Source organism: Paenibacillus sp. P3E (genome assembly GCF_001909045.1).
GTDB classification, from domain to species: domain Bacteria; phylum Bacillota; class Bacilli; order Paenibacillales; family Paenibacillaceae; genus Paenibacillus_AQ; species Paenibacillus_AQ helianthi.
In genome coordinates this window covers 36,032-49,361 of the sequence record NZ_LVWH01000161.1, presented here as the reverse complement: position 1 = coordinate 49,361, position 13,330 = coordinate 36,032, and the positions used below count along the sequence as shown (strand labels likewise).

At 46.6% G+C, this 13,330-nt stretch carries 17 protein-coding genes; all 17 read right to left on the bottom strand.

What is annotated here, in order from left to right; genetic code table 11:
- Positions 1-100 precede the first annotated feature (100 nt).
- The gene (gene rseP, locus A3842_RS13940; protein ID WP_074088155.1) at positions 101-1,375 is read right to left on the bottom strand and encodes an RIP metalloprotease RseP; all 1,275 of its coding nucleotides are present in this window, start codon (positions 1,373-1,375) and stop codon (positions 101-103) included.
- 146 nt (positions 1,376-1,521) lie between these two features.
- Positions 1,522-2,661 (bottom strand): 1-deoxy-D-xylulose-5-phosphate reductoisomerase, encoded by a 1,140-nt coding sequence (locus tag A3842_RS13935; RefSeq protein WP_074101801.1) that lies wholly within the window; start codon positions 2,659-2,661, stop codon positions 1,522-1,524.
- 21 nt (positions 2,662-2,682) lie between these two features.
- Entirely contained in the window at positions 2,683-3,486 is an 804-nt protein-coding gene (locus tag A3842_RS13930; RefSeq protein WP_074101800.1) for a phosphatidate cytidylyltransferase, read from the bottom strand.
- A gap of 21 nt (positions 3,487-3,507) precedes the next feature.
- Positions 3,508-4,278, bottom strand: coding sequence for an undecaprenyl pyrophosphate synthase (locus A3842_RS13925; RefSeq protein WP_074088149.1), 771 nt, complete (start codon positions 4,276-4,278; stop codon positions 3,508-3,510).
- A gap of 78 nt (positions 4,279-4,356) precedes the next feature.
- Positions 4,357-4,911 carry a ribosome recycling factor gene (frr, locus tag A3842_RS13920; RefSeq protein WP_074088147.1) on the bottom strand — a complete coding sequence of 185 codons (555 nt, stop codon included), beginning with the start codon at positions 4,909-4,911 and terminating at the stop codon, positions 4,357-4,359.
- On the bottom strand, positions 4,911-5,639 hold the full coding sequence (gene pyrH / locus A3842_RS13915) for a UMP kinase (RefSeq protein WP_074088146.1): 729 nt from the start codon (positions 5,637-5,639) through the stop codon (positions 4,911-4,913). Before pyrH ends, frr begins: the two co-directional genes overlap by 1 nt.
- A 98-nt stretch (positions 5,640-5,737) precedes the next feature.
- On the bottom strand, positions 5,738-6,388 hold the full coding sequence (gene tsf, locus A3842_RS13910; protein ID WP_074088145.1) for a translation elongation factor Ts: 651 nt from the start codon (positions 6,386-6,388) through the stop codon (positions 5,738-5,740).
- A gap of 133 nt (positions 6,389-6,521) precedes the next feature.
- Positions 6,522-7,223, bottom strand: coding sequence for a 30S ribosomal protein S2 (gene rpsB, locus A3842_RS13905; RefSeq protein ID WP_020434093.1), 702 nt, complete (start codon positions 7,221-7,223; stop codon positions 6,522-6,524).
- A gap of 188 nt (positions 7,224-7,411) precedes the next feature.
- Entirely contained in the window at positions 7,412-8,056 is a 645-nt protein-coding gene (locus A3842_RS13895; protein ID WP_074101799.1) for a hypothetical protein, read from the bottom strand.
- Positions 8,053-8,628 carry a hypothetical protein gene (locus tag A3842_RS13890; RefSeq protein ID WP_083609584.1) on the bottom strand — a complete coding sequence of 192 codons (576 nt, stop codon included), beginning with the start codon at positions 8,626-8,628 and terminating at the stop codon, positions 8,053-8,055. The genes A3842_RS13895 and A3842_RS13890 overlap by 4 nt, the downstream gene beginning before the upstream one ends.
- 35 nt (positions 8,629-8,663) lie before the next feature.
- Positions 8,664-8,975, bottom strand: a complete 312-nt coding sequence (locus A3842_RS13885) for a hypothetical protein (protein ID WP_074101797.1) — start codon at positions 8,973-8,975, stop codon at positions 8,664-8,666.
- Between the two features lie 79 nt (positions 8,976-9,054).
- Positions 9,055-10,458: a flagellar assembly protein A gene (locus tag A3842_RS13880; RefSeq protein WP_074088138.1), complete on the bottom strand. Its 1,404-nt coding sequence runs from the start codon at positions 10,456-10,458 to the stop codon at positions 9,055-9,057.
- Positions 10,459-10,485: 27 nt separating this feature from the next.
- Complete coding sequence (locus A3842_RS13875; protein WP_074088136.1) at positions 10,486-11,274, bottom strand: FliA/WhiG family RNA polymerase sigma factor; 789 nt, start codon at positions 11,272-11,274, stop codon at positions 10,486-10,488.
- 50 nt (positions 11,275-11,324) lie between these two features.
- Positions 11,325-11,744 carry a hypothetical protein gene (locus A3842_RS13870; RefSeq protein WP_074088134.1) on the bottom strand — a complete coding sequence of 140 codons (420 nt, stop codon included), beginning with the start codon at positions 11,742-11,744 and terminating at the stop codon, positions 11,325-11,327.
- Positions 11,745-11,746: 2 nt separating this feature from the next.
- Positions 11,747-12,244, bottom strand: a complete 498-nt coding sequence (locus tag A3842_RS13865; protein ID WP_074088133.1) for a chemotaxis protein CheD — start codon at positions 12,242-12,244, stop codon at positions 11,747-11,749.
- On the bottom strand, positions 12,237-12,830 hold the full coding sequence (locus A3842_RS13860) for a chemotaxis protein CheC (RefSeq protein WP_371915998.1): 594 nt from the start codon (positions 12,828-12,830) through the stop codon (positions 12,237-12,239). Before A3842_RS13860 ends, A3842_RS13865 begins: the two co-directional genes overlap by 8 nt.
- A 36-nt stretch (positions 12,831-12,866) precedes the next feature.
- Positions 12,867-13,328: a chemotaxis protein CheW gene (locus A3842_RS13855; RefSeq protein WP_074088129.1), complete on the bottom strand. Its 462-nt coding sequence runs from the start codon at positions 13,326-13,328 to the stop codon at positions 12,867-12,869.
- Positions 13,329-13,330 lie beyond the last annotated feature (2 nt).

The following is a 13,330-nucleotide window of genomic DNA, read 5'->3' as shown; positions in this document are numbered from 1 at the left end:
GAATATTCATAAAAGCTGATTCAGGTGCTTTGCGGGGACCCCCAAAAGTGTAGACCCAAGTGAAAAACGTAATGATAAAAATTAGGTGAAACAAGGAAAATCAACCGCTTATGAGACGCAATATATCATTATACGTAACAGCAATCATTACCAGGAACAGCATCGCAAAGCCGACGAAATGGACCATACCCTCATGGCCAGGATCAACCGGCTTGCCGCGCAATGCTTCCACACCAAGGAAGACCAGCCGGCTTCCGTCCAGCGCAGGAATCGGCAGCAGATTAAATATTCCCAGATACAGGCTCAGTATAGCCGCCCAATAGGTTAAATACTGAATCCCCTGCTGTGCGATCTGGCCGGTCATTTTTGCTGTACCAACAGGTCCTGAAATATCATCCATGTTAAAATTATTGATTAATTGTTTAAAGCCCATGAATATCGCCTTGGTCGTATCCACCATCGCTATACCTGATTTGGAGAACGTCTCCCCAAACCCGGCCTGACGAGTAGGCAACTCCGGAGTAATACCTACTTTACCGCCTTCTTCTCCCTCCATACTGCGGGGAATCATAGCCACATTATAGGTTTCTTCACCACGCTGTAATGTCCACTGCATCTCTTTGCCTTTGGAAGCGGAGGTTAACGAGATCATCTTTTGATAATCCCCGCCGATTTTCTCCCCGTTTACAGATACGACGATATCGCCTTTCTGCAGTCCGGCCTCTTCTGCGGGCATGTTGGCACTAACATCACCGATTTTCACATACGTAGGATTTTCGATGGGAATTCCCGCCATTTGCAGATGCAGAGCAAACAGCACAAAGGCGAGAATAAAATTCATCACCGGTCCGGCAAAAATAGCAATCGCACGCTGACCAACGGTTTTACTGCCGAATTGGCGGTCCTTAGGTGCAATTTGTGTCTGCTGGGTACCTTTAATGAGCATTGCTTGCGGATGAACATCATATACGGTTACTTCCCCGTCTACGTCCAGACGGATCTTCAGTTCGTTCTCCAGATCCGTGTACTGCGCTTCCCCGCGAATCACATTTCTGCGCGTGTCGAGAGAATCCAGGTATATGTTCTTAACCTTGTTATCTTGTCCCAGCCTAACAGCAATAGTTTGTCCAGGACCAATCTCAATAATCTCCGGATCTTCACCGGCCATCCTAGCATAACCCCCAAAGGGCAGCAAACGAAGTGTGAACTGGGTTTCATTTCGTTTATAAGAAAACAGTTTCGGGCCGAAACCGATGGCAAATTCCCGCACAAGAATACCGGCGCGTTTGGCAAAATAATAATGTCCCCATTCATGCACTGTTACCAGTACAAAAAACATGAACACCGTTAAAAAAACGACTCTTACCATTTCCATGCGTAACTTTCCCCCTTTAGGTGTAAGACCGAAGTATGTCCTCTTAATTTATCATTATTCCAAGACCCTGCACAAGAGAATCAACAGCCCCAGCCTATTTTTCAGGGTAAAGCAAAAATCCACGGATATATCTTATTTAGAGGGGATTACAACTTACTTGCAAGTTCACGTGTTGTATAGTCGCAATACTCAATTTGTTCCAGATCCGGGAATGCAACCGTTACATGATGCTGCAGTACTTCTTCAATAATCTCTTCAATCCGTAAGAAAGGAATCTCATGACGCAGGAAGCGGGCAACTGCGATTTCGTTAGCGGCATTAAAGGCAGTAGTGTTCGTCCCTCCGGCCTTCCCGCATTCTATCGCAAGCTTCAGCGCTGGAAAACGCACATAATCCATTTCCCTGAAGGTTAGTTGACCGACTTGAGACAGAGACAATCGTTTGGCCGGTGAAGCCCACCGGTCCGGATAGGTGAGCGCATACTGGATAGGAACGCGCATATCCGGGTTACCCAACTGAGCTATTATACTGCTGTCCCGGAACTCCACGTAAGAATGGATAATGCTTTCCGGATGCAGTATTACCTGGATTTGTTCATACGGCAAACCGAACAGCCAATGAGCTTCAATTACTTCCAAGCCCTTATTCACCATAGTGGCCGAGTCAATCGTGATTTTGGACCCCATGCTCCAGTTCGGATGCCGCAGGGCATCTTCAACCGTAACCTCCTTAAGCTGATCCCGGGAATAGTCCCGAAATGAGCCGCCGGAGGCAGTAAGCGTAATATTGGCAATATCCTCACGGTTTTCACCATTAAGACACTGGAATATAGCAGAATGCTCACTGTCGACTGGGAGCACTTGAACGCCTTTTCTCACGGCACGCTCAGTCACCAGATGTCCGGCTGTAACGAGTGTTTCCTTATTGGCTAAGCCAATATGTCTTCCAGCATCAATTGCCGCAAGCGTGGACTGTAACCCGACACTACCCATTACCGCTGTTACCAAAGTATCCGCATCTCCGCCTGCAGCGATCTCAACCAGTCCTTCATTCCCGCTAAAAAGCTCCACGCCCTCAGGAAGACTCGTTCTGATCTCCTCAGCCAGCTCTTTGGAGGACACAGAAACGCGGCGTGGCTTGAAACGTTGAATCTGCTCTAACAGTAGGGCAGTATTGCTTCCAGCGGCCAGGCCCTCCACTTCAAAGGCATCCGGGTGCATGGCGATTACATCCAGCGTCTGTGTCCCGATCGAACCCGTGGAGCCGAGAATACTTATTCTTTTCACAGTAGAACCTTCTCCCTGGCGTTAGTAGTATGGCATAAGCATTACGATATGTACGAAAGGAAATACGATAATCCAGCTGTCGCAGCGGTCAAGAATACCTCCATGACCAGGCAGCAGCGAGCCTGAATCCTTAATACCGTACACCCGTTTATAGGCAGATTGTACAAGATCACCCAGCTGACCCAGAACCGCGCATGAAATTCCGATAAGAAGCGCACGTCCTATAGTCAGGAGATCAGGAACAAATAAAGCAAAACCAATTGCAATCAGAATGGAGATCAACACCCCGCCAAGGGCTCCTTCCACGGTTTTGTTGGGACTTATAGCTGGCCACAGCTTGTTTTTGCCAAAGCTTCTGCCTACAAAATAAGCACCAGCATCACTGCCCCAGATACAGCACAGCAGCAGGAAAGTCCAGATCAAACCATGCCCGTCCCCCGCACCACGTGCAATAGACATATAGGAAAAACCCATTCCTATGTATACAATTCCAGTAAACAATGTAGCTGCTATTTTAATATCCAACTTATTCTTGCTGATTACTGTAAGCAAGAGGAACACCAGCATTAATAGCCAAATCCCTTGCTCCCAAGAAAACCATTCAGAGATACCGATTAAATCCCAAGGGATCATAAAACACATTACGGACAGATAACCTACAATAGCGGTACCACCGAAAGTCTGTGTGCCTGTCATTTTCAAAAATTCATAAAAACCGATGAGAGCCATAGCTGTCAGCAACAGCTGGTACGGCCAGCCTCCCCAAAAGCACAATCCTAAAAATACCGCGCCGGCTATAATTCCGGTAATCAATCGCTGCTTCAATGGTTCCCATCTCCCATCAGGCTACTTCAGTCCACCATAACGGCGTGTACGTCGCTGATACTCCGCTACAGCCTGCAACAAATGCGACTTATCAAATTCCGGCCAGTATGCATCTGTAAACCAGAACTCACTGTAGGCAACCTGCCAGAGCATAAAGTTGCTTAGCCGCATCTCTCCGCTTGTACGGATAAGAAGGTCAGGGTCAGGCATTCCTGAACTCAATAGTCTGCTGTCGATCAGTTCAGATGTAATATCTTCTGGTGATAATACTCCATCCTGAATGTCCTGTCCCAATCCCCGCATGCAATCTTCTATTTCTTTGCGCGAACCATAATTTAAGGCAAAATTCAAAATAAGGCCTGTATTGTGCTTAGTACGGTTGACTGCTTCCTCCATAGCCTTACGGGTATGAGATGGCAGTGCGTCAGTATCGCCCATCACACGTACTTGCACATTTTTTTCAATAAGTTCGTCAAGCTCTAGAGCCAGAAACTCGACTGGCAAGCGCATTAAAAAATCCACTTCTTCCTTCGGCCGTTTCCAGTTTTCGGTAGAGAAAGCGTACATGGTCAAGAACTCCACACCCAGATCATTCGCAGCAATTGTAGTACGTTTGACTGCCTTCATCCCGTTCTGGTGGCCAACGATCCGCGGTAATCCTCGACGTTTAGCCCAGCGGCCATTGCCATCCATAATGACAGCCACATGACGGGGAATGTTATCCGGTGAAATCTCAATTGGCTCCTGCTGCCTGTCTTTACGGCTCAGCCACGCTTGAATCCGTTTGATCATTTCCGTTTCCTCCAAGCTCTTATCAGAAAGAGACAAACCCCACCATATACGGAGGGGCCTGAAGTCTCTTGAATTTCATTATACTTCCATAATCTCTTTTTCTTTGGCCAAGAGCACTTTATCAACTTCGGCTATGAACTTATCCGTTGACTTCTGAATGTCTTCTTGGTGCCCATGGGACTCATCTTCCGAAATACCGTTTTTCTCCATCTTTTTGATGTCATCATTGGCATCCCGACGGATATTGCGGATGGCTACCTTGGCCTCTTCACCAAATTTCTTGGTGAACTTCACAAGTTCACTGCGGCGTTCTTCAGTAAGCGGCGGAATAGAAAGGCGAATAATAGTACCGTCATTGGCTGGAGTAATCCCAATATCCGATTTCATAATCGCGCGTTCGATGTCCGACATCGAGGTTTTATCCCAAGGCTGGATCAGCAGGGTCCGTGAATCTGGAGTACTGATATTGGCCAACTGGTTGATTGGAGTAGGCGCACCGTAATATTCTACCTGAATACGGTCCAGGAGTGATGTAGAAGCACGTCCTGCCCGCAGTGTTGCCAAGTCCCGTTTCAGAGATAAAATCGCTTTTTCCATACGCTCTTCGGCATTCTTCTTAACCGATTGTGGCATTAATCTACACTCCCTTTAACAATCGTTCCGATCTTCTCACCGAGAACGACACGTTTGATATTGCCTTGCTCTGTAATAGCAAACACAATGAGCGGTATATTATTATCCATGCACAGAGAGGAAGCGGTGGAATCCATAACACCAAGATTTTTGTTGAGCACATCCATATACGTGAGTTGCTCGTATTTTTCGGCTGTACTATCTTTGAATGGGTCAGCAGAATATACACCATCTACTTTATTCTTCGCCATTAGAATGACTTCCGCTTCAATTTCGGCTGCTCTTAGAGCTGCCGTTGTATCCGTGGAGAAGAACGGATTACCCGTACCCGCTGCAAAAATAACCACACGGCCCTTCTCTAAATGCCGAATAGCACGGCGGCGAATATAGGGCTCAGCAATCTGCTGCATGGAAATTGAAGTTTGCACCCGTGTCGGCACATCAATTTGTTCCAACGCATCCTGAAGTGCAAGCGAGTTCATAACCGTGGCGAGCATCCCCATATAATCAGCTGTAGCCCGGTCAATTCCACTTGCGCTGCCCGCGATTCCACGCCAGATATTGCCTCCACCGCACACAATGGCAACCTGAACCCCTAGCTCAACGACTTCCTTGACCTGTTCCGCGATGGAAATAATCGTCTCCGCATCAATGCCATATCCGTTTTGTCCTGCGAGTGATTCACCGCTAACCTTAAGGACTACTCTCTTAAATACCGGCTGTTCCAATTGTATACCCTCACTTTCTTACAAAAGGCGGAACACTACGTGTATGTGTTCCGCTCTTTTGATGCTTGCCTTTATTCAATTCTGTATGCAGATTACTATTATTGATTCACTTGAGCCATAACTTCTTCTACAAAGTTGTCGACTTTCTTTTCCAGGCCTTCGCCCAGTTCGTAACGAACAAAACGACGGATAGAGATATTTTCACCGATAGTGCTGATTTTTTCGTTCAGAAGTTGGGAGATTGTCTTTTCATGATCTTTAACGAAGGTTTGTTCAAGCAGGCAATATTCTTCATAGAACTTGCTGATACGTCCTTCAACCATTTTTTCGACGATTTTCTCAGGCTTGCCTTCGTTCAGGGCTTGAGCCTTCAGAATTTCCTTTTCTTTTTCCACAGCTTCAGCTGGTACTTCTTCACGACGAACATACAGCGGATTTGCTGCAGCGATCTGCATAGCGATATCGCGAGCGAATTCTTTGAAGGAATCCGTTTTACCTACGAAGTCAGTTTCACAGTTGATTTCGACAAGCACACCGATACGTCCGCCAGCGTGGATATAAGACTCAACAACGCCTTCTGTAGCAATACGTCCAGCTTTGTTAGCAGCGGCTGAAAGACCTTTTTCACGAAGCAAATCTGCTGCCTTCGAAATATCGTTGTTAGCTTCTTCCAGCGCTTTTTTGCAATCCAACATTCCCGCGCCTGTTCTTTCGCGAAGTTCTTTTACTGCTTTTGCATCTACTGCCATTGTTAATTCCCTCCAGATGATTGTCGTTATGTTACACGCTTCATGTCTATTATCCTAAAAAAAGGGCAGTGAGAGGTTATCCACCTGCCAACCACCCTTTTCATTTAAGTTCTAGTTAAGTTCCGGCTACTACTTAAGCTGTAGTTGTATCTTCGCCCTGGTGAGCTTCCACAACTGCATCAGCCATTTTACCAGTAAGCAATTTCACGGCGCGAATCGCGTCGTCATTGCCCGGGATCACGTAGTCGATTTCATCCGGATCACAGTTAGTATCAACGATAGCTACAATTGGGATACCCAGTTTACGAGCTTCCGCAACAGCGATGCGCTCTTTACGCGGGTCAATGATGAACAGCGCACTAGGCAGACCTTTCATGTTCTTGATACCGCCCAGGAATTTTTCAAGACGATCTTTCTCTTTGCGGAGAAGGATTACTTCTTTCTTAGGCAGAACTGCGAAGGTACCGTCTTCTTCCCAAAGTTCCAATTTCTTCAGACGGTCAATCCGTTTCTGAATAGTTTGGAAGTTAGTCAGGGTACCGCCCAGCCAACGTTGGTTAATGAAGAACATACCCGAACGTTCAGCTTCTTCTTTTACGGAATCTTGTGCTTGTTTCTTTGTTCCTACGAATAGGATTGTGCCGTTGTCGCCAGCGACGCTCTTTACAAAGTTGTAAGCTTCCTCTACCTTTTTAACCGTTTTTTGCAGGTCAATAATGTAAATTCCGTTTCTTTCAGTGAAGATATAACGATCCATCTTTGGATTCCAACGACGAGTCTGATGACCGAAGTGAACCCCAGCTTCGAGAAGCTGCTTCATGGAAATTACTGCCATCTCCACACACCTCCTAGTATTGGTTTTTTTGTGTGTCTCCTCCGCCGCGTGTCATCTTTCTACAAGACTTTCTTCAGAAGAAAGCACCCCTTGTCGAAATCAACCGGCGTGTGTTTTAACACCGTTTATTACTATACCATATTAAAATAACGTATGCAACGCTTCAAATAAATTTCCTCCGCAAACAACTACTTTACAGTGATCAGTTTGTCAATGATAGAATTAATACCCTCACCTTTTATAAAGCTGTAGCCGCCATATTGAATTTTAGTATTAGCTTTACGGTTGTTCGCACTCTTCAAAAACTCAGCTTTATCATCAATGACACCTGCCTCTGCCAAAAGGTCAGCAGTCTCGGAGAGTGTAATTCCCGTAGGAATCTTAACAGATATGGTGCCAGCAACCGCAGGAGCAGGTGTAGCAGGCGTATTCACCGTCGACGAAGTTACCTTTGGCTTAACTGCAGCTGAGGAGGATGGTTTGGCGGGAGCTGAAGGCTTCACTGGTTTGTTAGCATCTGTTGGCTTAACTGTAGCCTTAGGTGAAACTGCAGGAGAGGCTTTCGGTGAAGCAGATGGCTTGGGAGATCCGGCAACTGCTGTAGTATCATTTTCTTTGGCAGTCCCCTCTGTTCCCTGCGCAGGATCAGTTCCGTCTTCAACTGATGCTTTTGCGGCAGGATCGTTAACGGTTAAATTAAGTTTAGCCGCTTCCTTGACCAGCTCATCTTTGGTCATGGGTGCAGCTCCTCCGGAGAGCATTAACTGTAGCAGCAATGCACCAATAATCAGGCCAGCACCCAATCCCAACATGAACGAACGATTCTTGATCATACCGACTCCTCCTGTTTGGCAAGCTGCAAGATCAGCTGAACTTCACCACGCTGAAGACCTGCCGTCTTGGCAATAGAGTCAATAGATTTTCCTTCTTCATGCAGCTCAAACAACCTGGGATAACGCTGTTTGATTGAACTGACCGGTTTCTGTTTGGGAACAGGTGCATCAATTACAGACTCAGTATGCATACTCTGACCGGTGGCCGGTGAAACAGCCGCATTCCCTTTACCAAAAGCCGCTGATAACTGTAATAGACTTTTTTCCTCAGCTGTCAGCCTGGCGTCAAGCAACATTGAGTTTTTTTGCAACTCAGCTACTTGCTCCTTCAATCCGGCAATCTCCTCTTGCAGCGCAGCCCGGTTGTTTTGCGACTGTTGTTTGATACTGCCGACCAGCTGCAGCATATTGTCATGATCACGCTCGATGTCGGCCATATACAATTCAAGCGCGGCTTCCGTTTCTTTCAGACTCTGTCTGTCTGCTGACTCGTCTTTAGCACGTACTGGCAGTCTCAGGGCATAAACGATAGCGACAGCGCCTACCAGCACGATGTATACCCATGGTTGCAAGTGCATATCTCCTTTAGAAGTTCAAATCAAGAATATTATAGACTGAGGTCAATGCGATGCCCCTTATAAGGGTGTTCGGCATCATGACTGGTCTCCGGCTTCTGATGTTTGTGAGGGGGGGGATGACTGCCAGATTGATGTTGTCCGCTTCGGTCATCACGTAAAGCAGATTCAGCGGACTCATCTACTTCGCTGCTCCGCTGAGCGAGTTGCTCCGTTTGTTTCACATTCTGGCCTGCCAACTGCTGCTGATCCAGTGCAGGCCGATGCTGCAGCCCATTTTGAATCTTTCCTGCTTCAGTTGTCCGGGGCAAAGCAATTTGAAGTTCCACCGGTTTCAGACTCATAAATACCCTCTCCTCACTGAAGTGGTTACAGAACCGGTTTTCCAAAGCAACGCCAATCAGATAAGTATCGTCCTCATTTTTAAATATTAGGACTCATAGAGATATCCCCATCACTGTAGATGAAGGTAACCCTTTCTGTTGGGTCCTTGACGAAGCGGGTATACCTGCCAATCACAATTTTAGAACCTCCATAGATGGTTTTAATAACCTCTACTCTGGCTCTGCCTGTATCCTCAAGCATTTTTTCGATCTCGAGCACGCGCTCTTTGATCTTCTTCTCATCACGCATATGAGATTGCTTGGTTGCGTTCAGTTTCACGCGAAGCGCCACCTTGTCTGGAGAGAGTTGGCCGTTGTTTGCAAGTTGATTAAGCAGATACAGCGCTTTGTTAGTCTTATCTTCATTCTCAAGGAGATGGCGCAGCTCTTGACGTAGTTCGTTAATCTCATTTCTCAGTTCGGGTACTACGCCTACCTCTATAGCCGTTGCTGTCGACATTGTGTTACCGATGGTCCGTGCCACTACACGTTCACCAGCCTGCACTACGCCACCAACAATCAAACCCTTTGTTCCATTGCATAAAACATCCTTGCCAGCTCTGATATTAGAATGCATTACGCTCTGTGACACGATAACATCCTCACCTGCCACTACATTCCCATCCTGGATGAAGGAAACCTTCACATTTTTCCCTGCACTCACAAGACCCTTGTTATAGCCTATGATTCCTCCGGTAATTTCGATTGAACCGCCCGAGATCAACTCTGCGCCTTCAACTCCTCCAACTACACGGATATCGCCTGCAGATTTAACAGTGAAGCCCGTCAGTACGTTGCCCCGAATCACAACCGTTCCGACAAAATCAATATTACCCGTGCTGTAATCAACATCACCATTGACTTCATATACCGGGAAAACATTGATCTTTCCCTTGTCTGTTAAAGTCACTAGACCATCAATAGCCGCATACATAGCCGTCTCTTCCTGATCAACAAGCACATTCTTCCCTACTTTGAAATGAGCTTCTTTGCCCGGTTTGGACGGCAGTTCTTCACCGGTAACCATCATGCCGGTTTTTCCTGGCTGAGGCGGAATGACTTTGGCGATAATCTGACCTTTTAGAACATTATGAAGCCTTACCAGGTCCTTGTAATCTACTTTCCCATCCGCCATCTCCAGCGGTTTGCGGTCCTCTTCCAGATCGACAGTGAGTACTACTCGGCCGTCTGTACCATTCACAGAAGGTTGTCCTATTGCTATAGGCACCCTGCTGAAAAAGTATTCCTCTGGATTGCTGCTGATACGTTGAACGATGTCCCGCTGAATCCCGTAGCGAATGTTGTGACTGTGCAGGAAGCTTTCCAGATCTTCAATCGTACAAGAGAAATTTTCATCCTTCTTAGAAAACTGAAGGTAAGCAATCCCCTTATCCTCCGAAAAGGTAATACTAATATACTGGCTCAAAGCATAATGACCGATCAATTTCTGCTCCCCCTCACCGTCGCCCGGTTAGTCGTTTTGCATGAGAAGATCACGGTTTTTTTCAAGTGTTCCTCTCAGCCGCAAAATAGCTTTCGAATGAAGCTGCGAAATCCGTGAAGGCGACAGTGACATCACCTCGGCGATCTCGCTCAAAGACAAATCTTCATAATATAAAAGGGACACGACTGTCCGTTCTTTCACTGTTAGTTTCTCGATGCCTTTGGTCAGGGTATCACGTAAATAAAATTCATTTACTTTTCGATCTGGATTCTTAGCCTTATCATCCACCAATATTGACATGCGGGTCTCTGATTCTTCTTCACGGATAGGATCTTCAAGTGAGCATAGTGACATGACTGCCACGTCCTGCAGCATATTTTGAAATTCCGGCTCTGTAATGTTCAGATATTGGCTCATTTCCTCGTCACTCACAGATCTCAAGTATTTCTGTTCAAGCTGTTGGTAGGCGTCCTCGATTTTCTTTGCTTTTTCCCTGACCGATCTGGGAACCCAATCACTTTGGCGCAAAGAGTCAAGAATCGCTCCACGCACCCGCCAGGAGGCATAGGTCTGAAACTGCAGCCCCCGTTTGTAGTCGAATTTCTCTATAGCATCAATCAAGCCCATCACACCATTGCTGGCCAAATCATCTTTGGAGACATTCTTGGGTAACCCCACTGCCAAGCGGCTGGACACATAATCAACAATATGGAGGTAACTCTCAATCAGTTTCTTCTTGGCATCAGGATTCCCGTGTTCTTTCCACTGTTCCCAGAGCCCGTCAGTTTCCGATTGAGAAGCTTTATGCTCGTTCAACGGCTTTCACCCTTCCCAAAGTTTAGTCAGCGGGCATAAGCAGAACCCGCTTATTCTTCTTTCAGGTGACGAACGGCCTTGGCCAATTCTTCAGGATCTTTCATAGAAACCAGTTTGGGAGGTTGAAGCGGTGTAAAGTCCTCCACATCCCCACTCCCTTGTTGTTCCGGTTTCTGTTTTAGCATATTGATTAGTTCTTCATCTTCGCCCGGAGTGCTGATATCGAAATTACTACCGAGGTTCTCACTCCCATCAATGGAAGCTGTCTCGCCGTTCTCCGGAGAACCGGATTGCTTAACAATAAAACCCAATACCCATCTTAAGAGAAAGGCAAGCAGAAACCAGACAATAAATCCAAAAATCCCTCGAATCAAGCTGGTTCCCAGTAAGTTATGCCCATAGTTAATTAGAAAGGTAAAGCCAAAGCCAAGCAATCCAAACAACAGACTTAATAGAAGTTTACCATTCATCGCTATATTTCCTTAGTGCCTTTTTGAACACTGCGAATATACAATATTCCGGTGCTACAGGCAATTTCTATCGTTCGGCCAAAATTTCCACCTGTGTCCTCCGCAAGCAGCGGAATATTCAAGGCTTGAAGAGCAATCTTGCAGGATTCCACATTACGAGGCCCGATCCTCATGGTGTCACTCCCCCCGGCAAAAGCGAACATCTGTGAGCCGCCAGCCATTTTGGCTACAAGACGGCTCCGGACGGCGCCAAGCGCAAGCAAGCGGGATAATAGCTCCGGCAAAGCGGTATCCGCAAATTTGGCGATATTCATTTGTCCTTCCCGGGCGATCTCAGATGAAGGCAACATAACGTGTGCCATCCCTGCAAGCTTTTTCCCAGGATCGAACAAGGTTACTCCAACGCAGGAGCCAAGTCCAGTTGTACGGACAAGGCTTTCTTGACTGCCTACGTTAAGATCCGCCATGCCTACTTTGATGATGCTTTGTTCTTCAATCATTCTCGAATGGTACTCCTAATGATTTGAAGATTTTCGGGAAAGATTCCGGATCGGGAATAAGGAAAAATTGCCCTTCAATTTCGTTCTGCCCTTCAAGAAAAGTCGTATCAATCAGCAAAGCGTCATCCCCCATTTGCCCAAATTGCAGCAGGCCATAGCTCAATATCGCGCCAGCCATGTCCATAGCAAGTGCAGGTACAGTCGGGTACATAGACAACGAAGTGAAATCTGCAAGAGAAGATAAATAGGAACCCGCGAGAATATTGCCGATTTCGTTCAGCGCGGATAGTTCCATCTCTCCCAATTCGTCACCCTCCATTAGCTCAATGCCGGCAATTCGGCTAAGCAGATTAATAGCTGCCTCTGGTGTGAGTATGAAGAACAAATTACCTGGTGCTTCACCTTCCACTCTTAGGAACACGGCATATACCAGTTCTTCAGCACCACCGACTTTGTCAGTAATTTCATCAAAATTCAGAAGTTGCACCTTAGGGACAGCCATATCAATCGGTTTGCCCAGAAGCTGCGACAACGCGGTGGCTGCATTGCCAGCTCCAATATTCCCGACTTCCTTGAGCACATCCATTTTAAAATCCTTAAAGTTTTTGAATAGCTCCACAGGTTAGCCCTCTAGACTTTCCAATTGCACGATTTCGTTCTTGTTCAGCACTTCGGATAAGTTAAGCATAATCAGCAAACGGTCTTCTCCGATTTTGGCCACCCCGTCTAGATACTTAGCTTTGATGCCCCCCACAACGTCTGGAGGTGTATCAATGGAATCCCGGTTCAGGTCAATGACATCATTAGCAGAATCAACAATAAAGCCAACTTCCATTTCATTAACGTTTACAATGATCACACGGGTCTGATCCGTATGTTCCGCCTCCGCAATGCCAAAACGGCCGCGCAGATCAATAACCGGAATAACTACACCACGTAAGTTGATCACCCCTTTGATGAAGGAAAACGTCTTGGGTACACGGGTAATCGGCATCATACGCTCGATCGTTTGCACCTTTTCCACTTCAATGCCATATTCTTCAGTTCCGAGTTTAAACACAATCACCTTGATGTCTTCAGCCATGG